We start from the raw sequence: 22,967 nt of genomic DNA, 5'->3' as shown, positions 1-22,967 counted from the left end.
CTCCTTTCGGCCGCCTGTGACGCCGGCACTCACATGTGGCGCGTGATGTAGCCGCGCCGGAGGAAGATGGTGAACGCCCTCGCCACGAACGCGACGGCGAGCGCGGCGAGCAGAGCGGTCGTGATCGCCGCGAGCCGGAAGTCGTGCCAGGGGAACGCGTTGTCCGACAGCAGGCTCCGCCCGGCCGCGAACGCGTGCGTGGTCGGCAACGCGGCGCTGACCGGTTGCAGGAATCCCGGTAGGGACTGCCTGGAGTAGAACACGCCGGACAGCGGCATGATCAAGAACATGATCCCCCACGCGAACGCCTCCGCGCCCGAGCCGAAGCGCAGGACCAGCCCGATGACGAACAAGCCGAGGGCCCAGCCCGCGACGACGAGCACCGCGGCGATCGGTATCAGGCCGAGGCCGAGCGTCGTCACGTCGAACGCGTAGAGCAGGAAGGCGGCCGCGGAGACCCCGGCCACCGCCAGCACCAGCTTGGCCAGGCCGACGAGCGCGATGCCGGCGAGGTACTCCGCTTCCCGGATCGGGGTGACCATCACGCTCAGCAGGTTCCGGGAGGAGACCTCGTCCAGGAAGCCGGTGGAGACGGCGATCTGCGCTTGGTAGAGGATGTGCCACAGCACGATCCCGGCCAGCAGGTACGCGGCGGTGGTCCGGCCGGCTCCGCCTTCCCTGGCGATGAACGTCCCGAGCGACCCGAACAGCAACGAGTCGACGAACGGCAGCACCGTGATGTCGAAGAACCTGTGCGGACTGCGGCGCAGGACGAGGAAGTGCCGGTAGCTCACCGCGGCGGTCCGGGCCAGGCAGGCCCGCGCCCCGGTCGCCGGCTCGGTGGCGGTCATCGATCGGTCCCGACCGGGGATCCGGCGAGCCGCAGGAAGACGTCCTCCAGGTTGTCGCTCCCGAACTGTGCCGCCACCCGTGCCGGCGCGTCGTTGGCCACGACGCGCCCGCCGGAGAGGAAGACGACCCGGTCCGCGAGCCGCTCGACCTCGGTCGTGTTGTGGCTCGTCAACAACAGTGCGGAGCCGCCCGGGCCGCAGATCTCGGCCAGACCGGTCCGCACGCGGTTGGCCACGTCGGGGTCCAGCGACGCGGTCGGCTCGTCCAGCACCAGCAACGGCGGCGCGTGCAGCGTCGCCTTGACGATGCCGACGAGCGTCTTCTGCCCGGACGACAGCTCCGTGGCCATCGCGCTCGCCAGGTGTTCGACGCCGAAGCGCCGGAGGGCGGCCGTCGACCGCTCGGCCATGTCGTCCAAGCCGTGGAGCCGACCGTGGAAGGTGAGGTACTCGCGTACCCGGATCCGGTCGGGCATCGGCAGGTAGCCGGCGGCGAACCCGACGTTCGCCCGGGCCGCCGCCCGCTTGTGCGGCAGGGTGTGCCCCGCGATCGAGACCGTGCCGGCGTCCGGCCGGACCACGCCGAGGCACATCAGCAGCGTGGTCGTCTTGCCCGCGCCGTTGGGGCCGAGGATGGCGACCCGCTCACCCGGTTCCACCGCGAGGTCGACCCGGTCGACTATCCGCCGTCGGCGATAGCTCTTGACCAGCCCGTGGGCCACGAGCACCGGAACCATGGGTGAAGACCTCCTAGCGGGGCGGGTGGCGGAACGTGCCGCGACCGGTCGGCGCGGCGGTCAGCCGGTGTCGCCGGCCCGGTCGCGGCACGACGGTCGGTCACACGTGTGGCGGCTGCCGTTGCGGCGATCGCACCGTGTCGATCTGGTGTCCGGCGATAGCGCGCTTCGCACCGAGGTACTCCTCGTTGTGCGGGTTGACGTAGGCGCCGGTCGGCTCGACGGCCACCACGTCGATCCCGGCGTGACGCAGCTGCTCGATCTTGTCCGGGTTGTTGGTCAGCAGTCGGATCCGGCGTATGCCGAGCGCCTCCAGCATGTCCGCGGCGACGTCGTACCTGCGTTCGTCGGCACGACGGCCGAGGAGCTCGTTCGCCGTGAAGGTGTCGATGTGCTCGTCCTGGATCAGGTAGGCGTCGAGCTTGTTGTACAGGCCGATCCCGCGCCCCTCCTGACGCAGGTAGAGCAGCACGCCACCTTCGAACCGGAGCCGATCGAGGGCTTCGTCCAGCTGCGGTCCGCAGTCGCAGCGCAGCGAGCCGAAGACGTCGCCGGTCAGGCACTCGCTGTGCAGCCGGACCAGCGGCACCCCGGGGTGGGGGTCGACCAGCAGCGCCAGGTGCTCGGCGCCGTCGCGGAGCTCCCGGAAGCTGATCAGCTCGGTGGACCGGTTGCTCAACCGGGCCAGCGGCACGGGGACGCGGCTGCGGACGGTCACCCGGCGGGCGGCGGTCACGACCGCACCGCCGCACCGCGGGTCGACGCGACGATCAGCTTTGGCAGCGAGAGCTCCCCGACCACCGCGACCCGACCGTCCGGCGAGGCCTCGACCAGGACGAGGCGGCCATCCCACCCGGCCACGAGGGCTCGCCGCTCGTCCACGCGAGCCATGCACGAGACCGCCTGGTCGAAGTCGAACACCACCCGACCGGACAGCCGGTCCTCCGCGGCGCCGTGGGCGGCCACGTGCCAGGCGTAGACCTTGAAGTCGTAGGAACCGCCGAGCACCACCGGTGCGGCCGGGTCGCCGATCAGTGCGACGGCCTTGACGGACTCGTCGGGTCCGAGGAACGTGCGGATGTCGGAGGCGACCCACTGCCCCCGCGGGTCGCGGGTCACCCGGCCGGCCTTGACGGTGTGGTCGCGGGACGCGCTGGCGACCCAGTGGTCCAGCGTCGCCACCGAGTTGACCAGGTTGCCGTGCTCCCACAGCGGTCCGCGCCGCTCGTGGTCCCCGATCGCCACGGTCCGGTCGGTCGCCCCGGAGACGATGTCGCCGTCGGCGAAGGTCGCCAGGGACTTGACCGACCCGCCGTGGCCCTCCACCCTCGACAGCTCGACCAGGTGCGGCCCGCCGCCGACGTGGACCAGCTCACCGTTGTAGGTGCCCGCCAGGACACCGGAGCCGTGGGCCACGAGCGAGGGGACGGGAGCCCCGACGCCGATCCGCCGCGAGTCGCCGTCGGCGAAGTGGAGCACTTCTCCCGAGTAGGTGCCGGCGAACAGGCCGGTGTCGCGGTACGCCAGGGAGAGCACCGGGCTGCCGCCGGTCGAGAGGACTTCGACCGCACCGGGGTCGACGTCGTCCCCTCGGCGGATCACGGCCACCGGCAACCGCACCACGAGCCCGGAGTCGCATCCGACGAACACGTCCTGGCCGTGCACCGCGATCGCGTTCGGGCCGTGCGTCGGCTCGGAGGGCGGGTGCGCCGGCTCGCGGGTCCGCGCGTCGAGCAGGTGTGGCGTGGACCAGAAGCTGCCGACCGCGACGACACCGCGGGCCGCCCCGACCGAGCGCGGCCATGCCCGGTCGTCCGAGTGCCTGCCGATAACGGCGCCGGATCGGTCGATGAAGTGCAGTGCGCCGTCGTAGGCGCCGGCGACGAAGGTCTCGTCGTCGATCCACGCGACGCTGCGCACCGCGGAGCTGGACACCTCCGCCGACACAACGACGTCCAGCGCGGCCGTCAACAGGTCGACGTGCCCGTCATCCCGGGCGACGGCCAGGGTGTCGCCGTCGGGTGACCACTCGCACCCCTCCACCGACGACTCGTAGAGCTTCGTCGCGCGCCGCGTGTCGTCGTCAGGCGAGAAGACGGCCACCATGCCGTCCTCGCCGACGGTGGCCACCTGCCCCTTCGAGTTCGCCGACACCATCATGCAGTGCGCCGCGTGCGACGCCACCGAGGCCAGGAAGCGCCCGGTGAGGCCGTCCCACATCGTCGCCCGGCCGTCCTCGGAGACGCAGATGAGCCGCTCACCGTCGGGCAGCCACGCCACCGAGTTGATGTCGTCGGTGTGCCGGGCGAGCGTCGAGATCGTCCCCACCGCGCCGTCCGCGCCGATCCGCCAGACGGCGACCGTCTTGTCGGCCGAGGCGGTCGCGAGGATCTCCGGGTCGCGCGGGTTCCACGCCGAGGCGTTGACCAGTCTGCGGTGGTGGAGCCTGGCCACCGGCGTCGGCCGGCTTCGCCCCTCCACGTCCCACACGAGGACCGTGCCGTCGTAGGACGATGTCGCGAGCCGTCGACCGTCGGGCCGGAACGCGACGTGGGTGATGGGAGCGGCGTGCTGAAGGCGATCGGAACTGAGGTGAACAGCTCGCACGGGCAAGCCTCCGTTCGGCAGGTTCGACCAGGGCGTTCTACTTGTTGCCACGGCACGTCGACGGCATGGTCGGAGGTGCACCGCGGCGCAGCGCACGCGTGTTCGACCGGACGCCTCACCGTCGAGCCGCGGAGATATCGGCTTCGGGCGCGACCGATCTCGTTGAATCGTCCCGGCGCGGCGCGACCGGCCCGTGCGACAGGAATGGCGTAATGGCGGTCAGCGAGTCCGGTCCCGATGCGGCGCCGGGCGATCGACGGTTCCGGGATGAGTCCCGGTCGACGTTCTTCGCATGGTGATCCCCCGAGTTCGACGGGCAACGTGCAGGCGCTGCGGGTCGACGTGCAGATCGGTCGCGAGGCGTATCTCGAATGTCGTGATCCATTGCATTGAACACGATGTCGCGCGCACCGGGCAACCCGTCCGGCGTGTTCCGGCCCGATGCGGGGGTTCTTGATCGGATATTCTACGTGATCTTGGCGATTCCGATCCGGGCAGTGTCATTGCTATTGCGGTCGCGATAACCTCTGCGCAGGTCAGACTGGCTGACGGTGGTGGTTCGGCAACCACTGCCCAGGTCTTCCCGGGATTCCACGCGACCGCGCCTGGTTAGCGCTTACAGGTGACTTCGGTGCTGTGACTTCGCAGATTGACGGGTGTTCGGAAGGGCGAACCGGCCACCAGGGGGTGGTACTGCTTTACATCCTGCGAATGAAACGTTATCGTCACGAACAGGTCGCGAAGGGGGGCGGCCGAGGGGGGAGTTGACGCCCGGCGTGATCCGCGGTGGGGAAACGGACGGATGCGCGCGGGCGGGTTGATTGACATCAACGGAACGCGAGCACGCGAGTCCCGGCATCGAACGATCGCGTGCGAAGAGTCGGAATGGCGATCCGGATCGGGCCGCGGTCCGATCGTCCGTGTCGCGGAACCGGGCTGCCGCGCAGTCGTGGACGCCGTCCGGCGCATTGTTCTTTGGGGGATGAATGCGCGACAGCAGAAGAATCATGGTCACCGGTGCCGGTGGTTACCTCGGCTCGGTGTTGCTACCCGTGTTGTTGAAGGCCGGCCACGAGGTGGTGGCGGTCGACAAGTTCTACTTCGGCGATCACCCGCTGAACGGGGTGATCGGCGCACCCGGTGTGGAGATCAGGCGGTGCGACGTCCGCGACGTCGCCGCGGCGGACCTCGTGGGCGTGGACACGGTCATCTCGCTCGCCGCGATCAGCAACGACCCGGCGGGTGACCTGGCGCCGGACTGGACGGTGCAGGTCAACCAGGACGCCACCATCCGGCTGGCCGAACTCGCCGTCGAGGAGGGCGTGAGCAGGTTCGTGTTCGCCTCGTCGTGCAGCGTGTACGGCGCGGGCGGTGACAGCCTGCTGGACGAGTCGGCGCGGCAGCGACCGCTCACGGTCTACGCGTCGACGAAGCAGGCGACCGAGCAGGCGTTGAACGCGCTCGCCTCGGACAAGTTCCGGGTCATCTCACTGCGCATGGCGACGCTGTTCGGCGTCTCACCGAGGATGCGCCTGGACCTCGTGGTGAACCGGATGGTCTCCCACGCGGTCTCGGGCAGGCCCATCCAGGTGCACGGCGGTGGTCAGTGGCGGCCGCTGCTGCACGTGCGCGACGCCGCGGCGGCGTACCTGCGGTGCGTGGACCTGCCGCTGGAGGACCTCCCGCTGGGTGACGCGTTCAACGTGGTGGGCGAGAACGTGACCGTGGGAGGTCTCGCCGAACGGGTCGCGAAGCAGCTCGGCGGCGTGCCGCTGGAGATCCGGGAAGGCGGTCCGGACCAGCGCAGCTACCGGGTGAGCCAGGAGAAGTTCGCGAAGCTCACCGGGTTCCTGCCCGCGACGACCGTCGAGCGGGGCGTCGAGGAACTGCACCGGGCGCTGAGCGCCGAAGCCGTCGCCACGGACGACCCCCGGTACTCCACGGTGGCCTCGCTGAAGGCCGTGGTGGCGAAACCGGCGCGCGAGGGCGGCGAGCAGGTGCGCCGTGCGTTCCTGCCGTTCGCCCTGCCCCTGATAGGACGCGAGGAGGAGCAGGAGGTCCTGGACACGCTGCGGTCCGGGTGGCTCACCACCGGTCCGAAGACGAAGCGGTTCGAGGCGCAGTGCGCCGAATACCTGGGCGTGCGGCACGCGATCGCGATGAACTCCTGCACCGGCGCGCTCCACGTCGGTCTCGCCGCGCTGGGCATCGGCCCCGGCGACGAGGTCGTCACCACGCCGGTGTCGTGGCCGGCGACGGCCAACGTGGTGCTGCACCTGGGTGCCACACCGGTCTTCGTCGACGTCGAAGCGGACACGTTGAACATCGACCCGGACCTGGTCGAGCAGGCGATCACGTCCCGGACCAAGGCGATCCTGCCCGTGCACATGGCGGGTCAGACCTGCGACATGGACGCGTTGCTCGCCATCGCCGAGCGGCACGGCCTGCCGGTGGTCGAGGACGCCGCGCACGCCATGGGCGCCACGCACGGGGACCGCAAGGTCGGCGGACTGGGCACCGCGGCGGCGTTCAGCTTCTACCCGACGAAGAACATGACGACCGGCGAAGGCGGGTTGTTGGTCACCGACGACGACGCGGTGGCGGAGCGGGCCAGGGTCCTGAGCCTGCACGGCATCTCGAAGGACGCCTGGAAGCGCTACTCGCCCGACGCCTCGCTGCACTGGGAGCTGATCGAGCCCGGCTACAAGTACAACATGACCGACGTGCAGGCCTCGCTCGGCCTGCACCAACTCCGGAAGCTCGACGCGTTCCGCGAGGTGCGGGCCCGGTACGCGGCCCGGTACGACGAGGCGATCGCCGACCTCGCCGCACTGCGCCCCCTGGCGCGCCGCGGGTTCGGTACGCACTCGCACCACTTGTACGTCGTGGCGCTGGACCTCGACCTGATGACGGTGACCCGCGACGAGTTCATGATCGCCCTGCGCGAGGAGGGCATCGGCACCGGCGTGCACTTCAGGTCGATGCACCTGCAACCGTACTACCGCGACAACCTCGGCATGGGACCCGAGGAGCTGCCGGTCGCGGCGGACGTCTCCGAGCGGATCCTGTCATTGCCGTTGTACCCGAAGATGACCGGGCAGGACGTCGAGGACGTCGTCCGCGCGGTGCGCAAGGTCGCACTCGCGTACACCAGAACCACCTGACGGGGTGAAGCGCATGGACGAGGGCACCAACATCGTGATGGTCAACCCGGCGGGGGAGGTGCTGCTGTACCTCCGTGACGACAAGCCCACCATCAAGTTCCCGAACACGTGGTGCCTGCCGGGCGGCTACCTCGAACCGGGCGAACAGCCGCACGAGTGCATCAGGCGCGAGATCGAGGAGGAGATGGGCGTGGTGCTCGACCTGGGCGCCGTGCACCCGCTGGTCTCGCTGGAGCGCTCCTACGGCACCGAGCACACGTTCTGGACCGAGGTGGACCTCGACCTCGACCGAGTGGTGCTCACCGAGGGGCAGCGCCTGAAGTGGTTCACCGAAGCGGAAGCCGCCACTCACGCGCTGGGCTACGAGGACAACGCGATCCTGGCGGAGTTCTTCGACCGCAGGGAACGCGGCGAGCTGGTCCGGCCCGCCGGTCCGGGCGGGGTGTCGCGCTGACATGGGTGCGACCGAGTTCGTCGACGAGGTGCTGCGCGAAGCGGGCCGGCTGCTGCTGGACCTGCAGGAGGGCAGCGCTTCGTCGGCGACTCGCAAGCGGGGCGCCGACCTGGTCACCGCCGCGGACCGGTGTTCCGAGGCGCTGATCCTCCGCGCGTTGCGCGGCCGGTACCCGCGTGACGCGGTCCTCGCCGAGGAGTCCGGCGCGCTCTCCGGCGACCCGGACCGCGTCTGGGTGGTGGACCCCTTGGACGGCACGGGAAACTACGTGCGCGGCTTGCGGCCTTGGGGGGTGACGATGGCGCTGGTGGTACGCGGTGCGGTGGTCGTCGGCGGCTTCCACGACCCCCTGGCGGGCACCACGGTCCTCGCTGAACGCGGCGGCGGCGCGTGGATGGACGGGCAACGGCTCGTGACGGGCGGCGGCCCCACGCCGGTGGCGGTGCCGACGGTCGGGCTCAGCGCGTCCGCGCCGCCCCTGCGCGACGAAGCGCGCGCGCTGCTGAACGCGATGTGGGACCACGGAGCCGAACTGCGCATGTCGGGGTGTGGCGCGGCGGCCCTCGCGTCGGTCGCACGCGGCCGGCTGTCCGCGTTCGTGGAGATCGACGGCGGACCGTGGGACTACGCGGCCGGTGCGCTGGCGGTCCGGGAGGCGGGCGGGCGTGCCACGACGCTGACCGGTGGCGAGGTCGACCACACGAGCACCACGGTCCTGGCGGCGGGGGACGCGGCCCTGCACGCGGAGCTGGCCGGCCTCGTCGGCGAGGTGCGGGGAAACGGATGAAGGGGAGCCAGTGGAGGACAGGGTGACGATGAGCGCGACACCGCGTCGGAGCAGGCTCAAGGTCGCGGTGTACGCGGTCTTCTTCCTGGTGGGGTGGAACCTCGTCCTCCTGCCGTCGCTGGTCCGGTCGCTGTTGACCGACTTCGGCCGCGGCGACGCGGATTTCGGGCTCCTGCTCCTGGTCGGCGCCCTGCTCTACACGCTCGGCGCGGTCACCAGCGGCTACCTGGTCGACCGGTTCGGCAGGCCGGTCGTGCTGGGTTCCGCGCTGGTCGCCTACCCGGTGAGCCTCGCGCTCATGGTTGTGTGCCAGGACTGGACGTTGCTCGTGATCGCCGCCGCGCCGAGCTACTGGGCCACCGGCATCCTGGAAGGCGGTATCAACGGCCTCTTCCTGGACCTGCACCGCGACGAGCGCGGCAGGGCGATGAACCGACTGCACCTGTACGTGGCGCTGGGCGCGTTCTCCGGCCCGCTGGTCGTGGGCGGGTTCTCCTTGCTGGACGTCGGGTGGCGCCCGATCCTCATCGGCACGGCGGTGGTCGGCGCGGGCATCGCCGCGGTCATGCTCACCGGGTCGATGCCGTCGGGCAAGGGCGGTGACAGCGCCGCTTCCACCGACCGCGCGGCGCGCGGGTTGCGCATCGCGGGCAGCCTGATCCCGTTCGGGGGTCTGGCCATCGCCATCAACCTGTACGTCGCCGCGGAGCTCGCGGTGTCGAACTGGGTGGTGCGGCTGCTGGACACCGAAACGGTGGCCGAGGCGACGCTCGTGCTGGCGGTGTACTGGGCGGGGTTGGCGATCGGCAGGCTCGGCGCGGACTGGTTCGTCGAGCGGATGAGCTACTACACCTTCACCTACCTGTGCGTGATCGCCTCGGGCGTGTTCCTGCTGGGCGCGCTCGCGGTCACCGGGACGGTCGCGCGAATCGTGCTGTTCGGCCTGGTCGGTGTGTGCTACGGCCCGATCTACCCGATGATCATGGCGCTCGGTGGTGTCCTGTTCCCGGACCGGGTGAACCGGATGAGCGGCGTGCTGTCGGCTGCGGGCGTCTCCGGCTCGGTCCTGTACCCGCCGCTGATGGGCCTGGTCGCGGAGGCAGTGGGGCTGCGCGTCGGGATGCTCGGCGCGGTGCTGCTCTGCGTGCCGATCGTGTCGAGCGTGGTGGTGGTCCAGCGCCGTGCTCGACACCTGCCCGCGGAGCGCGGGCAGAACCCGATGTGACGCAGGCGGCGGACGCGGTCGGCGCCGCGCGAGGGCGAACGGCGGAGGGAGTCGGTGACGGTGGCGTCCGAGATCGAGGTGAGCGCCATGCGCCGTGCGGTCGTCCTGTCGACCTTCGGCCTGGGTGGGACGAGCCCGAACCCACCGGTCGGCTGCGTCGTCCTGGACCGCGGCGGACGACCGTGCCAGGGGCGGCACCGCGGTGGTGACCCTCGAACCGGGCAACCACCACGGCCTGACGCCGCCGTGCCGCCACGCAGTCCTCGACGCGGGCATCGCCCGGGTCGTCATCGGCCCGGCGGACCCGACCTCGCAGGCGGGAGGCGGCGCGCCAGGCCGCGCGCCGCCGGGGTGGACGTCGAGGTGAACGTGCCGGCCGACACCGTCCGGCAGGTGCTGCGGCCCTGGTCGCACGCGCCGGCGCTCGGGCGCCCCCACGGCACCTGGCTGTACGGGACCGACCGGCACGGGCGGATCACCTCGCCGAGCCGGGCCCTGGTCCGCCGGCACCGGGCCGCCTTCACGCTGACCGCCACCACCGTCACGGAAGACCTCGACCACCTGCTGAAGACGCTGCACGCGGGCGGGACGCGCTTCGTGCCGGCCGCCTGTCGTCCTGACCTGTCGCACCGGCTGCTCGCCGCGCGGCTGGTCGACCAGGCGGTGTGCTACGCGGTCCCGGCGGGCCCGTCCGGGTTGGGCGAGCCGGTGCCGGCGTCCTGGCCCGACGGTTTCGACGTCGAAGCCGTCGACCCGACCGACGGATGGGTCCGCATCACCGCGACGCCGTCACGCCCGGACAGCGGAGCCGGGCAGTAGACCGAGGGCGGTCGGGCCCGACGGCGGACGGCGGGCTCATGCGGTCAGCACGACCTTGCCGCGCCCGTGGCCCCCGGCGACCAGGCGGTGCGCCTCGGCGACCTCGGTCAGTGGGAACGTCGCGGCCACGGTGGTCAGCAGCTCGCCCTTCGCGGCCAGCTCCGCCAGCTCGGCCAGGCGTTCGGCCGACCGCTCCTGCGGGCCGCCGGTGAACACCACGCCCAGCTCGGCGGCGGCCGGGGCGTCGGCGATCGTGACGATGCGGTCCGTGCCGCCGCGCAGCTCGATCGCGGCCGGCAGCACGCCCTTGCCCGCCACGTCGAACACCGCGTCGACCCCGTCCGGCGCCACCGCGCGCACCCGCTCGACCAGGCCGTCACCGTACGTCGTCGGCGTGGCGCCGAGGGCGGCGACGTGCTCCTGGTTGGCCGGTCCGGCGGTGCCGACGACCCGCAGCCCGGCCAGCACGCCGAGCTGCACGGCCATCGTGCCCACACCGCCCGCCGCGCCGTTGACCAGCAGCGTCTCGCCCGCCTTGACGCCCAGCAGGCGCAGCGCCCGGTCGGTGGTCTCGACGGCCACGGGCAGCGTCACGGCGTGCTCCCACGACAGCCCCGCGGGCTTGCGCGCGACCGTGGTGGCCAACGCGTGCTCGGCGTACGCGCCGGTGTCGGACCAGCCGAGGACCTCGTCGCCGATCGACAGCCCGGTGACGTCCGGGCCGACCGCGTCGACCTCGCCCGCGACCTCGATGCCGAGGATCGTGGGCAGCGGCGTGGTGAAGACGGACTCCATGGCGCCTTCGCGCACCTTCGCGTCGAACGGGTTCACGCCGACCGCCCGCACCCGCAGGCGCACCTGGCCGGGACCGGGCTCGGGCCGGTCGACCTGGTCCAGGCGCAGCTCTTCCGGGCCGCCGAAGCGGTTGAGCACAACGGCTTTCACGATGTCTCCTCAGCGGATGCCCGACGGGCGATCGCGTGTTCGACCGCGCCGGCGAGCCGGGTGAAGGCGTCGATCTCGGCCGCGGTCAGGCCGGCGGTGCAGGCGCGTTCGAGCGTGGCCCACAGGTCGGTCAGCGGTTCCCGCATCGCCCGGCCCTTGTCGGTGAGCCACACGTGCAGCACCCGCCGGTCGCGCTCGCTGGGCTCCCGGGTCAGCAGCCCGGCCTCCTGCATGCGCCGCAACGACTTCGACACCGTCGAGTGGTCCAGCCCGACGCGGCCGAGCAGTTCGGACTGGGTCTGCCCGTCGCGGTCGAGCAGCCGCATCAGCAGCAGCTCCTGGCCGGGGTGCAGGTCCAGGTCGCGCAGCAGCGCGGCGGCGAACCCGCGGTGCGCCCGGGCCAGGGTGAAGATCGCGTAGCTCAGCCTGCCCGCGTCGGCGGTGCTCGGCTGATCCACCGCTGCTCCTCCCGCGCCCGCAACGTGCGTCGGCCACTCGAACCTAGCACGATCAGGTGGCCGGCCACCTTGTCATCGCCATCGCCCGATCGCGTGGTGACGCGATCCCGGGACGGCCTGCGCGCCACGGGTCGGTGAGGTGCCACGCGGACCACGAGAGGCCCGACGGCACGGCAGGGAGGTGCGGACCCCCGCCCGGGACAGCGGGCGAGGGTCCGCACGTGCTCACGGCACGCGGTTGCAGTCCCCGCTCGTCTTGACCGGGTAGTGCTTGATCGCCCTGCGGGTCTGCGGACCGTATTCGCCGTCGGCGGGGATGCCCTCGACCGCCTGCGCCCTCATCAGCGCCTTCCGGGTGTTGCCGCCGAAGTCGCCGTCGATCGTCAGGGCGATCCGGTAGCAGTACTGGAGGGTTCGCTGGAGCGCGCGCACGGCGTTGCTGTTGGCCCCGACGCCCATGTGGCAGTCGGCGCTCCACACCGTGGCCGAGCGGTGGATCGGGATCCACGCGACGGGGGACCACATGCCCTCGTCGTTGCAGTAGTAGGACATCCGCGCGTCCGCCGCGGCGGGTGCGGTGAACCCGGTGACGCCTGCCGCGGTGACGACGAGGGCGATCAACAAGGCGCGTGTTCCGGACACGGTCGTTCTCCTTTCGCCATGGGACGTGGCGGACTGTTCCGATCACCCGTCGGGCCGGACAACGGCGGCGGGACGGTGGGATGTGACGAGGCTTCGAGCTGCGGCAACGGCGTGGTGGTGGGACGCGGTGCGGGATGCCGCCCGACTCGGCGGCCTTCTCTGCCATAGTGGGATCGGAGGGAGGGGCGGCATGGGCGGTGAACCCGGCACCGACCTGTCCGAGCGGCTCAGGGGATTGAAGGAGCGGTCCGGACGCAGCTACCAGGATCTGGCACGGCGGGTGGGGGTCAGCGGGTCCGCGCTGCACCGGTACTGCACGGGGGAGTCGCTGCCGGCGGACTTCGGGGTGGTGGAGCGCTTCGCCCGCGCGTGTCGGGCGACTCGCGAAGAGGTGGCGCAGTTGCGCCGGCTGTGGCTGGTCCTCGAGCTGCGCCGCAGCGAGGCCAAAGCGCCGAGCACCTCGTCCGTCGCGCCCGTGAGCGCGTCCGCGTCCGCCACGGACGGCCCGGAGCCCGTCGAGCCGGTGGTGCGACGGCGGGTGGTGTGGTGGAAGGCCGCCGCGGTCGTCGCGGTGGCGCTGGTGGTCGGGCTCGTGGCGGTGCTCGTCGACTCGCGGCGGCAGGTCGCGCCTGCCACCGTGCCGCTGCTGCTGTCCGATCGCTGTCCCGACGTGCTGCGGATCGGCCAGAGCGGCGAGTGCGTCCACGAGCTGCAGACGCTCCTGCGCGAGATCGGCGGCGTCCTGGCGATCGACGACAACTTCGGCCCGCGCACGCGGATGCGCACCATCGGCTTCCAGGTGCTGAGCGGGCTGCCCGCCACGGGCGAGGCGGACGAAGCCACCAAGAGCGCCCTGTACGCCAAGAAGGCCGAGCTGCGCAGCTGGCCCGCCGAACGGGTCGAGGAGCGCATCCGCGAGGTGTTCCCCGAGGAGCCCGACCGCGCGGTGGCCGTGGCCCGGTGCGCCTCGGGGGTGGACCCGCTGTGGGTGCTGGCCAACGTCGACGGCACCGACAACTGGGGAGTGTTCCAGCTGTCCGACCGTCTGCTGCGGCAGTACTCCGCGACACCGCGGGACGCGCTGGACCCCGAGCGCAACATCGCCCTGGCCCGCCGCACCTGGGAACGCACCCGCGACTTCTCGGCCTGGCCGCACTGCGGCGCGGTGGCACCCGAGTCGGGCGCGGGCTGATCAGGACCGGACCTCCTCCGACACCGCCGACCACGACGTGCTGGTGGGCGAACCGGGGCGGGGCGATGGCCGCTCGCGGCCCGGGTCGCATCGCCACCCCACCGTCGTCCACGCCCCACGAAGCGGCGCGAGCCCGGCCGATCCCGCCCGGACCGGTGCTGCCCGGCTCGACCGGAGGCGGTCTCCGGTCACTCCGCGTGGACCGCCTCGTCGGAGCCGAGCCGCTGCGACGCGGTGTCGCCGCACCGGCCGGGTCGCCCGACGCCGGCCCGTGCGCCCGGGTCCGCCTCGGCCATCGGGCCCGGCCGGACGATCGACTCGGCCCCCGTGTCGGTTAGCCTTACCTAAACTTCCGGGGAGGTGCGGGTGTCGCGCGAAGCGGTGCGAGGGGTCGGCCTGCTCGTGTCGATCGGCGTGCTGGGCGTGATCGTGCTGCTCAGCCTGTGGATCGGCACCAAGAGCATCCCGTTCGCCGACACCTTCGCCCTGCTCCTGGCCGACGACGGCACCGGTGACGCGGCCATCGTGCGCGATGTCCGCGTGCCCCGGGCCGTGCTCGGCCTGCTGGTCGGCGCGGCGCTCGGCCTGTCCGGCGCGGTGATGCAGGCGCTGACCCGCAACCCGCTCGCCGACCCCGGCCTGCTCGGCGTGAACATGGGCGCGGCGGCGGCGATCGTGTCCGCCATCGCGTTCTTCGGCATCACCAGTCCCACCGGGTACGTGTGGTTCGCGCTGCTCGGCGCGGCGGGCACGGCGACCGTCGTCTACGTGCTGGGCGCGGCCGGTCGCGGCGCGGCCACGCCGGACCGGTTGGTGCTCAGCGGCGCGGCGCTGACCGCGGTGCTGTACGCCTACGTCTCGGCGATCCTGCTGCTGTTCACGCACACGTTCGACTCGTTCCGGTTCTGGAACGTCGGCTCGCTGGCGGGCCGTGACTTCGAGCTGGTCGGGCAGGTCTCGCCGTTCGTGCTGCCCGGCATCCTGATCGCGTTCCTGCTGGCCCGCAACCTCAACGTGCTGGCGCTGGGCGACCACACGGGCAGGGCGCTGGGCGCGAACGTCCACCGCACCCGCGCGTTCGGCGTCCTCGCCGTCACGCTCATGGCGGGCGCGGCGACGGCGGCGGCCGGGCCGATCGCGTTCGTCGGCCTCACCGTGCCGCACGTGGCCCGCATGATCGGCGGCAGCGACCAGCGCTGGGTGCTGGCGTACTCGGCGGTGCTCTCGCCGATCCTGCTGCTCGGCTCGGACGTCGTCGGCCGGGTGATCATCGCACCGCAGGAGATGGAGGTCGGCATCATCACCGCGTTCATCGGCGCCCCCGTGTTCATCGCGCTGTGCCGGCGGCGGAAGCTGGCCACGCTGTGAGGACCGTGCGCACGCCCGCCGTCTCGCTGCGGATCAGCGAACGCGCCCTGCTCGTGAGCGCGGCGATCGCCGTGCTGACCGCGGTCGCCGCCGTGGCCACCATGGTCACCGGCGACTTCCCGCTCACCGTCGGCGAGGTGCTGGCCACGTTCGCCGGCCAGGGCGACGGCTACGCCGACTTCGTCATCTTCACGCTGCGCCTGCCGCGGCTGATCACCGGCCTGCTGGTCGGCGCGGCGCTCGCGCTCAGCGGCGCGATCCTGCAGAGCCTGTCCCGCAACCCGTTGGCCAGCCCGGACATCATCGGCTTCACCCAGGGCGCGGCCACCGGCGCGATCGCGGTCCTCGTGCTCGCGCAGGGCAGCATGGCGGCCACCGCGCTCGGCGCGACCGTCGCGGGCCTGCTCACCTCCACCGCCGTGTACCTGCTGGCGCTCAAGCAGGGCGTGCAGGGCTTCCGGCTGGTGCTCATCGGCATCGGCGTGAGCGCCATGATGCTCGCGGTCAACTCCTACCTGATCACGCGGGCCACCCTGGAGAGCGCGCTGGCCGCGCAGACGTGGCTGGTCGGCGGCCTGAACAACCGGGGCTGGGACCAGGCGCAGGTCGTCGCGGCGGTGCTGGCCGTGCTGCTGCCGTGCGCGTTGGCGCTCGGCCGCCGGCTGGCGCTGCTGGAGATGGGCGACAGCGCGGCGACCGGCCTGGGCGTGCCCGCCGAGCGCACCCGCCTTTCGCTGCTGGCGGTGAGCGTCGGCCTGGCCGCCGTCGCCACGGCCGCCGCCGGGCCGATCAGCTTCGTGGCGCTGGCCGCGCCGCAGGTCGCCCGCCGGCTCACCGGCGCGTCCGGTCCCGGTCTGGCCGCGTCGGCGCTGATGGGCGGCCTGCTGCTGGTCGTGAGCGATCTGGCGGTGCAGCGGCTGTTCCCGACGACCCAGCTGCCGGTGGGCATCGCCACCGGCGCGATCGGCGGGCTCTACCTGGTGTGGCTGCTGGCCCACGAGTGGCGGAAGGGGAGCAGGGCATGACGAGGTTGCGGGGATCGGACCTGACGCTGTCCTACGACGAGCGCGTGGTCGCGTCCGGGTTGGACGTCGAGATCCCGGACGGCTCGTTCACCGTCATCGTGGGTCCCAACGCGTGCGGGAAGTCGACCGTGCTGAAGGCGTTGGCGCGCATGCTCAAACCCAGCGCGGGCGCCGTCTACCTCGACGGTGAGGCGATCTCGACGTACCGGTCGAAGGAGGTCGCCCGCCGGCTGGGGCTGCTGCCCCAGACGTCCATCGCGCCCGGCGGCATCACGGTCGGCGAGCTGGTGGCGCGCGGCCGGTACCCGCACCAGCGGCTGCTGCGGCAGTGGTCGGTCGAGGACGAGGAGGTGACCGCCGCCGCGATGCGGATGACCGGCGTGCACGACCTGGCCGAGCGGCTGGTGGACGAGCTGTCGGGCGGTCAGCGGCAACGGGTGTGGCTGGCCATGGTGCTGGCGCAGCAGACGTCGATCCTGCTGCTGGACGAGCCGACCACGTTCCTCGACATCGCGCACCAGGTCGAGGTGCTCGACCTGTGCGCGAACCTGCACGAGGACGGCAACCACACGCTCGTCGCCGTCCTGCACGACCTGAACCAGGCGTGCCGCTACGCCACCCACCTGATCGCGATGAAGCCCGGCGAGGGCGTGGTCGCGCAGGGCCGACCGGCCGACATCGTCACCGCGGAGCTGGTGGAGGACGTCTTCGGCCTGCCGTGCCGGGTGATCGCCGACCCGGAGACCGACACGCCGCTGGTCGTGCCGCTGCGCCGCCAGCGCGTCACCGCGTAGCGGTCACTCCGGCAGGGGTTCGCGTCAGCGGCGTGCACCCGCCGGGTCGCGGACACGACCAGCGGCCCGTCCGGCGCTGGGCACGTGGTGACCGCGGAGCCGGCCGTCCGGCGCGGAACGCCCGGTCAGACCTGCCAGCGGGCCGGGCTCGGCGGTTCGGCGGCCAGGTCCGAGGAGAACGCGGCGGCGAGGGCGTCCACGTCCCACGACTCGCGGGTCAGCACCGGTTGCTTGACCGCGTACTGGGAGATCACGTGCAGCTTGTCCGGCAGGAAGCGGATCAGTTGGCTGGTCACGTGCGCGGAACGGTCGCTGAGCAGGTACGTGACCAGGGGCGCCATCCTGGCCGGGGTCTGCTCGGGCGAGCTGATCGCGGCGGCGCGCGGGTCGAGGTCCATCATCGGGGTCCACGCGAGCGGCGCGACGGCGTTCACCCGGACGTCGCGCGCGGCCAGCGCCCCGGCCCACGACAGGGTCAGCGAGGCGACCGCGCCCTTCGACGCCGAGTAGGCCGCCGCGTTCGGGCGGCCCAGCATCGCGCCGGACACGACGTTCACGATCGACCCGCCGCGCATCACCTTCGCCGCCGCCGTGCCGCAGTACATCGTGCCGAGCACGTTCACCTCGACCACGGCGCGCAGCACGTCCGGCTCGTCGTCCCACGGGTCGCCGAAGTGCGTGATGCCCGCGTTGTTCACCAAGCCGTCGACCCGCCCGAACGCCGACGCGCACCGCTGCACGAGTTCTGTCGCGACCGCCGGATCGGTCACCGTTCCGGTGTGCGCCACCGCCTCGCCGCCCGCGTCCACGATCGAGGACGCGACCTGGTCGGCGCCCTCGACGTCGTTCACCACGACCCGCGCGCCCTCCGCCGCCGCGTGCCGCGCGTACGCCTCACCCAGCCCGCGACCGGCCCCGGTCACGATCACGGCCTTGCCGTCCAGGACGCCCACGACTACCCCCGGTACCCCGCCACCGCGTCGGCCGCGCGCAGCCGCTCCAGCTCGGCCCGCGCCAGCCGGGCCGTCACGACCCGCGGGCCCGTGCCCGCTTCGACCAGCCGTCGTCCGTCCGGGTGCCACACCCCGCTGCCACCGCACGAGCGCCACCCCGGCCCCGCGCCCGCGAGGTTCGCCACCAGCGCGTACATCCGGTGGTCCATCGCGCGGGCCGCCGGGTGCACGTCCAGCCGCCGTTCCTGGCCGTCGGTGTAGAGCGCGGACACCGCGTAGACGTCCGCGCCCCGCCGCGCCATCTCCAGGGCGTGCTCGGGTGCCGCCGCGTCGAAGCACACGGCCAGCGCGACCCGCCAGCCCCGCACGTCCAGCGGCGGCGCGGGCTCGCCCGGTTCGAACAGGTCCCGTTCGGCGCGGCTCAGGTACTGCTTGCCGGCCACCTCGACCCCGCCGTCCGGGAGCAGCGCCACCGAGGCCAGCAGCCGGCGGCCGTCCGGCGCGGACCAGGCGGCGCCGACGACGGTCGTGACGCCGTGGGCGCGACTCGCCTCCCGCACCACGTCCAGCCGCGGGTCGTCCGGGGTCGCCCAGGACGCCCGCTCGGCCAGGCGGCGCAGGTCGTAGCCGGTCAACGACAGCAGGGGGAACAGCAGCAGGTCCGCTCCCGCCGCGTCGGCCACCGCCGCGGCGGCGCGGCGCGCGTTCTCCGCGACGTCACCGGGCACGGGCGCGTGCTGCGCGACGGCGACCACCAACTCGTCGGATTCCACGACGGCGATCATTTCACGCGACCGGACGGTCCGGAGCCGGTCCGGTGAAAAGGGCCGGGAAATGTGGTACACCTGATGGTTGATTTCGCCGGTGAATGGCGGGATGAAGCTGATCCCAGTATATCACAGGGGGCAAGCGTGACTGCCGGGGAATTGTCCGCGGAACAACAGCGGATCGCCTTCCTGCACGACCGGCTGGCGGTGGAGCGGGCTGCCGCCCAGGCCGGGCTGGACGCCGCGCTCACCGACGGCCACGAGCAGCGCTGGCACCGCGAAGTGGCCGTGCGGAGGCTGTCCGAGCAGGTCAGCCGCTTGAAACTGGCTGACGAGAACCTGTGCTTCGGCCGCATCGACGTCGACGGCGACCGTGTCTACGTCGGCCGCATCGGCTTGTTCGACACCGACCACGATTACGAACCGCTGTTGACCGACTGGCGCGCGCCGGCCGCCCGCCCGTTCTACACGGCGACCGCCGCGAACCCGGAAGGCGTGACGCTGCGCCGCCATTTCCGGACCAGGGGCAGGCGCTTGGAGAGCTTCCACGACGACGAGCTCCAGCTCACCTCGAAAGCGCTGCTCGACGCGTTGGCGCACCCCGCTCGGACACCATGCGCGACATCGTGGCCACCATCCAGGCCGAGCAGGACGAGGTGATCCGCCTGCCGCACCGGGGCGTGGTGGTGATCGAGGGCGGTCCGGGCACCGGCAAGACGGCGGTCGCGCTGCACCGCGTGGCCTACCTGCTCTACACGCAGCGCGAGCGGCTGTCCCGCCAAGGCGTCCTGGTCGTCGGCCCGAACCCCGGGTTCCTGCGGTACATCGGGGAGGTGCTGCCGTCGCTCGGGGAGACCGACGTCGTGTTCGCCACGCCGGGCGAGCTGTTCCCCGGCGTGCGGACCGAACGGGAGGACACCCCGCGGGTGCAGGCGCTCAAGGGCGGCCTGTCGGCGCTGGACCTGCTGGCGGCGGCCGTCGCGGACCGGCAGGAGCTGCCCGCCGTGCCGATCGACGTCGAGCTGGAGGACGTCACCGTCCCGTTGACCGCGCCGATCGCCGACCGGGCCAGGCAACGGGCGCGGGACGCCGGACTGCCGCACAACGAGGCCCGGCCGGTGTTCCACCGGGCCTTGGTGGACGCCCTCGTCGCGCCCGCGCTGGACCTCATCGGCCTGGACTGGCCGGAGCTGGCGGCCGACGTGCGCCGGGAACTCACCGGGCACCCGGACGTGCGCCGGGCGGTCGACGTGCTGTGGCCGCTGCTCACCCCGCAGGAGCTGCTGGCCGACCTCTACGCGGGCCGGTGCCTCGCCCTCGGTCACCCGGAGCTGCACCGCGACGACCCGACCGCGTGGACGGTCTCCGACGTGCCGCTGCTGGACGAGGCCGCCGAGCTGCTGGGCTCCGACGGCACGGCCGAGCGCCGCGCGGCGGAGGAGCGCCGGCGGGCCGTGGAGTACGCGCAAGGCGTGCTGCACGTCATCGACACCGACGCCGAGATGTACGAGGAGGACCTGCGGGCCGTGGACCTGGTGAACGCCGAGTGGCTGGCCGACCGGCACACCGCCCCCGACCACCGCGTGCTCGCCGAACGCGCCGCCGCCGACCGCGAGTGGACCTACGGCCACATCGTGGTGGACGAGGCGCAGGAGCTGTCCGGGATGGACTGGCGGGTGCTGGCCCGGCGCGGCCCGAACCGGTCCATGACGATCGTCGGCGACCTGGCCCAGCGCCAGTCCGCGGCCGGGGCCCGCGACTGGGGGACGGTGCTGCGGCCGCTGGCGGGCGACCGCTGGCAGTACCGCGGGCTCACGGTCAACTACCGCACCCCGGCCGAGATCATGGCCTACGCCGCCGGCGCGCTGGCCGAGGTGGACCCGACCGCCGTGCCGCCGACGTCCGTGCGGCACGGCGAGCCGCCGCTGGAGGTCGTCGGCGCCGACCCGGAGTCGTTCCGCCCGGACACGGGCACGTTCGCGGTGATCACCCCGACCGGCCCCCTGACGCCGCGGGCGGCCAAGGGCTTGGAGTTCGACACGGTCGTGGTGGTCGACCCCGAGCGCATGTCACCGGCCGAGCGGTACGTCGCCCTGACCCGCGCCACCCGGCGGCTGGTCGTCGTGCGGAGCTGAATCCGTGCCGTTTGACGGCTCCCTCCACGACCCGGGCGACCGGTGGGCCGGCTGCACGCGACGTTCCGGCCGGGCCCGCACCTCTCGCCGCGGCTTTGCGAGCAGGGCCGCACCCGGGGCGCGGAACCGCACGCCCCGACCCTCCGGGTGCGGCCCTGCTCGTCCGTCACGCCGTCACCGGTTGGGCGGTTGCTCGTTCGGCGCGGGTTCGTTGGGCGCGGGTGGCTCCGGGGTCGGAGGGATCGGCGGCTCCGTGGCGGGCGACGGCTCGCGGGGCGGCTGGGGCACCGGCTCCGGCACGGGCACGGGCCGCGGGTCGGGCGGTTGGGGCTGGACCATGGTGACCTCCTTCCCCGCCGGTGTACCCAGAACGCGCGAGTTCTACGTATACGGCCGGAAATACCGCTCCCGCCATTGTTCCGAAAGCCCGGCACGAATCGGGCGGTGGCCGCTCACCACCGAGCAGGAAATGCGGCGCGATATCGGTTCCCGTTCGCCCGACGCGACGTGGTGTGACCCGCGGGCAGGCCGCGGGAGCTCCCGAAACGCCCGGCAGCGGACGTGCGGGAGGCCGATCGGGTAATCCCGGGTACGAAACCGCCACCCGCACGCCCGCGCGTTCCGCAGCGCCTTGTGCCCGACCGGGTGCGCCGCGTCACCGCCGAATCGCGCGACGTCAGCACGCGCGCGGCGGATCCGTGACCCGGGCCGGGCCGGGGTTCAGGTTCGGCAGGACCTCCCGGCCGAACAGGCGGATCGCGTCCAGCACGGCGTGGTGCGGCAGACCCCCTATGTCGACCATCACCAGTTGCGCGTCCAGGCACAGCAGCTCGGTCAGCCGGTTCAGCCGCGCGGTCACCTCCGCCGGGTCGCCGCACACCGCCGCGCCCTCCATCAGCAGGTCCACGTCCACCTCACCGTCACCGCGCCACGGGTCGGCGAACTGCGCGTACGCGGCCAGGTGGGGTCGCCACACCGCACGCGCCTCCGCCGCCGTCGGCGCGACGAACACGTGGCTGGGCAGCGCGACCCGCCCCCGCCCGCCCATCGCCGCCCGGTAGCGCTCCACCACCGGCCGGTGCGTGCTCGGGTCCCGCAACGTGCTGGGCAGCATCAGCGGCAACCCCAGTTCCACCGCCAGGTCCGCCGACACCGCCGACCCGCTGCCCATCCACACCGACGGCCGCGGCTGCTGCACCGGGCGCGGCCTCGTCGTGACGTCCACCAGCGGACTGCGGTACTTGCCCTCCCAGGTGACGTGCCGCTCCTCCAGCAGCCGCAGCAGCAGCCGCAGGTTCTCGTCGAACCGCGCCCTCAGGTCGTCCTGCACCCCGAACGCCACGTCCGTGCGCTGCGACACACCCCGCGCCACGATCAGCTCCGCCCGACCCCGCGACAGCACGTCCAGCGTGGCCAGGTTCTCCGCCACCCGCACCGGGTCGTGGTGCGCGAGCAGCGTCACACCCGTCGAGAGCCGCAACGTCGACGTGCGCTCCGCGATCGTCGCCAGCAGCAGCTCCGGCGCCGACACGATGTACCTGGTGAAGTGGTGCTCGCCGATCGCCACACCGGCGAACCCGGCCTCCTCCGCCACGACGGCCTGCTCCACCACGGCCCGCAGCCGGTCGCACTCGGTGACCTCCCGACCCGTGTACGGGTTGGGCAGGTGGTCGCCCAGGATCAGCAGATACACGTCCATCCGACAATCTTGCACGCTGCGACTACCGTGGCACTCGCCCGACCCGACCCCGGAGGAGCAGCGGTGACCTCAGCGTCCGTGTCCGACAACCCCGAGCTGTCCCGCTACGAGGTGCGCCTGGACGGCGAGCTGGGCGGCTTCGCCGAGTACACCTCGGCCGACGGCGTGGTCACGTTCACCCACACCGAGGTAGCCGTCGAGGGCAAGGGGCTGGGCAGCGCGCTGGTCCGGCACGCGCTGGAGGACGTGCGCGCCAAGGGCCTCGCTGTCGTCGCGCGGTGCCCGTTCGTGCGCGGCTACCTCGAGAAGCACCCCGAACTCGCGGCCGGGTGACGAACCACACAC

23 protein-coding genes and 1 pseudogene are annotated in these 22,967 nt (G+C 72.6%); 13 read left to right on the top strand and 11 right to left on the bottom strand.

Annotated elements, in window-relative coordinates:
- Positions 1 to 29: 29 nt before the first annotated feature.
- The 5 genes and pseudogenes from FHX81_RS06410 to FHX81_RS42955 form a co-directional block, all read right to left on the bottom strand.
- On the bottom strand, positions 30 to 851 hold the full coding sequence (locus FHX81_RS06410) for an ABC transporter permease (RefSeq protein WP_141975984.1): 822 nt from the start codon (positions 849 to 851) through the stop codon (positions 30 to 32).
- A complete protein-coding gene (locus FHX81_RS06405) occupies positions 848 to 1,588 on the bottom strand; it encodes an ABC transporter ATP-binding protein (RefSeq protein ID WP_141975982.1) in 741 nt (246 codons plus the stop codon). The genes FHX81_RS06410 and FHX81_RS06405 overlap by 4 nt, the downstream gene beginning before the upstream one ends.
- 100 nt (positions 1,589 to 1,688) lie before the next feature.
- Positions 1,689 to 2,324 (bottom strand): GTP cyclohydrolase II, encoded by a 636-nt coding sequence (locus FHX81_RS06400; RefSeq protein WP_170231849.1) that lies wholly within the window; start codon positions 2,322 to 2,324, stop codon positions 1,689 to 1,691.
- On the bottom strand, positions 2,321 to 4,069 hold the full coding sequence (locus FHX81_RS06395) for a WD40 repeat domain-containing protein (RefSeq protein ID WP_246107660.1): 1,749 nt from the start codon (positions 4,067 to 4,069) through the stop codon (positions 2,321 to 2,323). Before FHX81_RS06395 ends, FHX81_RS06400 begins: the two co-directional genes overlap by 4 nt.
- 12 nt (positions 4,070 to 4,081) lie before the next feature.
- Positions 4,082 to 4,195 (bottom strand): annotated as a pseudogene (locus FHX81_RS42955) (WD40 repeat domain-containing protein); the annotation flags it as partial.
- Between the two features lie 1,007 nt (positions 4,196 to 5,202).
- On the opposite strand from FHX81_RS42955, the gene FHX81_RS06390 reads away from it, so the two are divergent.
- The 6 genes from FHX81_RS06390 (at position 5,203) to FHX81_RS40335 (ending at position 10,644) form a co-directional block, all read left to right on the top strand.
- Entirely contained in the window at positions 5,203 to 7,359 is a 2,157-nt protein-coding gene (locus tag FHX81_RS06390; RefSeq protein ID WP_170231955.1) for a bifunctional SDR family oxidoreductase/aminotransferase class I/II-fold pyridoxal phosphate-dependent enzyme, read from the top strand.
- 13 nt (positions 7,360 to 7,372) lie between these two features.
- Complete coding sequence (locus tag FHX81_RS06385; RefSeq protein WP_141975974.1) at positions 7,373 to 7,813, top strand: NUDIX domain-containing protein; 441 nt, start codon at positions 7,373 to 7,375, stop codon at positions 7,811 to 7,813.
- A gap of 1 nt (position 7,814) precedes the next feature.
- Positions 7,815 to 8,600, top strand: a complete 786-nt coding sequence (locus FHX81_RS06380) for an inositol monophosphatase family protein (RefSeq protein WP_141975972.1) — start codon at positions 7,815 to 7,817, stop codon at positions 8,598 to 8,600.
- 28 nt (positions 8,601 to 8,628) lie between these two features.
- The gene (locus FHX81_RS06375; protein WP_141975970.1) at positions 8,629 to 9,825 is read left to right on the top strand and encodes an MFS transporter; all 1,197 of its coding nucleotides are present in this window, start codon (positions 8,629 to 8,631) and stop codon (positions 9,823 to 9,825) included.
- 124 nt (positions 9,826 to 9,949) lie between these two features.
- Entirely contained in the window at positions 9,950 to 10,192 is a 243-nt protein-coding gene (locus FHX81_RS06370; protein ID WP_211363394.1) for a hypothetical protein, read from the top strand.
- Entirely contained in the window at positions 10,189 to 10,644 is a 456-nt protein-coding gene (locus tag FHX81_RS40335; RefSeq protein WP_170231848.1) for a hypothetical protein, read from the top strand. The genes FHX81_RS06370 and FHX81_RS40335 overlap by 4 nt, the downstream gene beginning before the upstream one ends.
- A 36-nt stretch (positions 10,645 to 10,680) precedes the next feature.
- On the opposite strand, the gene FHX81_RS06365 is transcribed toward FHX81_RS40335, so the two are convergent.
- From FHX81_RS06365 to FHX81_RS06355, 3 genes are all read right to left on the bottom strand, one after another.
- Positions 10,681 to 11,589: an NADP-dependent oxidoreductase gene (locus FHX81_RS06365; RefSeq protein WP_141975968.1), complete on the bottom strand. Its 909-nt coding sequence runs from the start codon at positions 11,587 to 11,589 to the stop codon at positions 10,681 to 10,683.
- The gene (locus FHX81_RS06360) at positions 11,586 to 12,047 is read right to left on the bottom strand and encodes a MarR family winged helix-turn-helix transcriptional regulator (protein ID WP_141975966.1); all 462 of its coding nucleotides are present in this window, start codon (positions 12,045 to 12,047) and stop codon (positions 11,586 to 11,588) included. Before FHX81_RS06360 ends, FHX81_RS06365 begins: the two co-directional genes overlap by 4 nt.
- Before the next feature lie 225 nt (positions 12,048 to 12,272).
- Positions 12,273 to 12,689, bottom strand: a complete 417-nt coding sequence (locus FHX81_RS06355) for a peptidoglycan-binding domain-containing protein (RefSeq protein WP_141975964.1) — start codon at positions 12,687 to 12,689, stop codon at positions 12,273 to 12,275.
- Positions 12,690 to 12,879: 190 nt separating this feature from the next.
- On the opposite strand from FHX81_RS06355, the gene FHX81_RS06350 reads away from it, so the two are divergent.
- From FHX81_RS06350 to FHX81_RS06335, 4 genes are all read left to right on the top strand, one after another.
- Positions 12,880 to 13,881 carry a helix-turn-helix domain-containing protein gene (locus FHX81_RS06350; protein ID WP_141975962.1) on the top strand — a complete coding sequence of 334 codons (1,002 nt, stop codon included), beginning with the start codon at positions 12,880 to 12,882 and terminating at the stop codon, positions 13,879 to 13,881.
- 366 nt (positions 13,882 to 14,247) lie between these two features.
- Positions 14,248 to 15,249: a FecCD family ABC transporter permease gene (locus FHX81_RS06345; protein ID WP_141975960.1), complete on the top strand. Its 1,002-nt coding sequence runs from the start codon at positions 14,248 to 14,250 to the stop codon at positions 15,247 to 15,249.
- Positions 15,246 to 16,274 (top strand): FecCD family ABC transporter permease, encoded by a 1,029-nt coding sequence (locus FHX81_RS06340; RefSeq protein ID WP_246107659.1) that lies wholly within the window; start codon positions 15,246 to 15,248, stop codon positions 16,272 to 16,274. The genes FHX81_RS06345 and FHX81_RS06340 overlap by 4 nt, the downstream gene beginning before the upstream one ends.
- Positions 16,271 to 17,068, top strand: coding sequence for an ABC transporter ATP-binding protein (locus FHX81_RS06335; RefSeq protein WP_141975956.1), 798 nt, complete (start codon positions 16,271 to 16,273; stop codon positions 17,066 to 17,068). The genes FHX81_RS06340 and FHX81_RS06335 overlap by 4 nt, the downstream gene beginning before the upstream one ends.
- A 125-nt stretch (positions 17,069 to 17,193) precedes the next feature.
- On the opposite strand, the gene FHX81_RS06330 is transcribed toward FHX81_RS06335, so the two are convergent.
- Positions 17,194 to 18,021 (bottom strand): SDR family NAD(P)-dependent oxidoreductase, encoded by an 828-nt coding sequence (locus FHX81_RS06330; protein ID WP_141975954.1) that lies wholly within the window; start codon positions 18,019 to 18,021, stop codon positions 17,194 to 17,196.
- 2 nt (positions 18,022 to 18,023) lie between these two features.
- The gene (locus tag FHX81_RS06325) at positions 18,024 to 18,794 is read right to left on the bottom strand and encodes a carbon-nitrogen hydrolase family protein (protein ID WP_211363393.1); all 771 of its coding nucleotides are present in this window, start codon (positions 18,792 to 18,794) and stop codon (positions 18,024 to 18,026) included.
- Between the two features lie 75 nt (positions 18,795 to 18,869).
- Between FHX81_RS06325 and FHX81_RS42805 the strand changes: the two genes are divergently transcribed.
- Positions 18,870 to 19,448, top strand: coding sequence for a helicase domain-containing protein (locus FHX81_RS42805; protein WP_342787171.1), 579 nt, complete (start codon positions 18,870 to 18,872; stop codon positions 19,446 to 19,448).
- Complete coding sequence (locus FHX81_RS06320) at positions 19,403 to 20,923, top strand: UvrD-helicase domain-containing protein (protein WP_342787170.1); 1,521 nt, start codon at positions 19,403 to 19,405, stop codon at positions 20,921 to 20,923. Before FHX81_RS42805 ends, FHX81_RS06320 begins: the two co-directional genes overlap by 46 nt.
- A gap of 676 nt (positions 20,924 to 21,599) precedes the next feature.
- Here the strand turns inward: FHX81_RS06320 and FHX81_RS06310 are convergent.
- The gene (locus tag FHX81_RS06310) at positions 21,600 to 22,622 is read right to left on the bottom strand and encodes an LLM class flavin-dependent oxidoreductase (protein ID WP_141975950.1); all 1,023 of its coding nucleotides are present in this window, start codon (positions 22,620 to 22,622) and stop codon (positions 21,600 to 21,602) included.
- Between the two features lie 63 nt (positions 22,623 to 22,685).
- Here FHX81_RS06310 and FHX81_RS06305 point away from each other — a divergent pair, with 63 nt between their 5' ends.
- Positions 22,686 to 22,955, top strand: coding sequence for a GNAT family N-acetyltransferase (locus tag FHX81_RS06305; RefSeq protein ID WP_141975947.1), 270 nt, complete (start codon positions 22,686 to 22,688; stop codon positions 22,953 to 22,955).
- The last annotated feature ends 12 nt before the right edge of the window (positions 22,956 to 22,967 follow it).

The organism is Saccharothrix saharensis (assembly GCF_006716745.1).
GTDB classification, from domain to species: domain Bacteria; phylum Actinomycetota; class Actinomycetes; order Mycobacteriales; family Pseudonocardiaceae; genus Actinosynnema; species Actinosynnema saharense.
Note: the sequence above shows the minus strand (reverse complement) of the source record. Positions and strands in the feature narration are given on the sequence as shown.

Coding starts and splice junctions, on each gene's coding strand:
- FHX81_RS06380 (WP_141975972.1), top strand. CDS start 7,815: ATGGGTGCGACCGAGTTCGTCGACGAGGTGCTGCGCGAAGCGGGCCGG.
- FHX81_RS06310 (WP_141975950.1), bottom strand. CDS start 22,622: ATGGACGTGTATCTGCTGATCCTGGGCGACCACCTGCCCAACCCGTAC.
- FHX81_RS42805 (WP_342787171.1), top strand. CDS start 18,870: ATGGTTGATTTCGCCGGTGAATGGCGGGATGAAGCTGATCCCAGTATA.
- FHX81_RS06390 (WP_170231955.1), top strand. CDS start 5,203: ATGGTCACCGGTGCCGGTGGTTACCTCGGCTCGGTGTTGCTACCCGTG.
- FHX81_RS06335 (WP_141975956.1), top strand. CDS start 16,271: ATGACGAGGTTGCGGGGATCGGACCTGACGCTGTCCTACGACGAGCGC.
- FHX81_RS06375 (WP_141975970.1), top strand. CDS start 8,629: ATGAGCGCGACACCGCGTCGGAGCAGGCTCAAGGTCGCGGTGTACGCG.
- FHX81_RS06350 (WP_141975962.1), top strand. CDS start 12,880: ATGGGCGGTGAACCCGGCACCGACCTGTCCGAGCGGCTCAGGGGATTG.
- FHX81_RS06320 (WP_342787170.1), top strand. CDS start 19,403: ATGCGCGACATCGTGGCCACCATCCAGGCCGAGCAGGACGAGGTGATC.
- FHX81_RS06410 (WP_141975984.1), bottom strand. CDS start 851: ATGACCGCCACCGAGCCGGCGACCGGGGCGCGGGCCTGCCTGGCCCGG.
- FHX81_RS06385 (WP_141975974.1), top strand. CDS start 7,373: ATGGACGAGGGCACCAACATCGTGATGGTCAACCCGGCGGGGGAGGTG.
- FHX81_RS06405 (WP_141975982.1), bottom strand. CDS start 1,588: ATGGTTCCGGTGCTCGTGGCCCACGGGCTGGTCAAGAGCTATCGCCGA.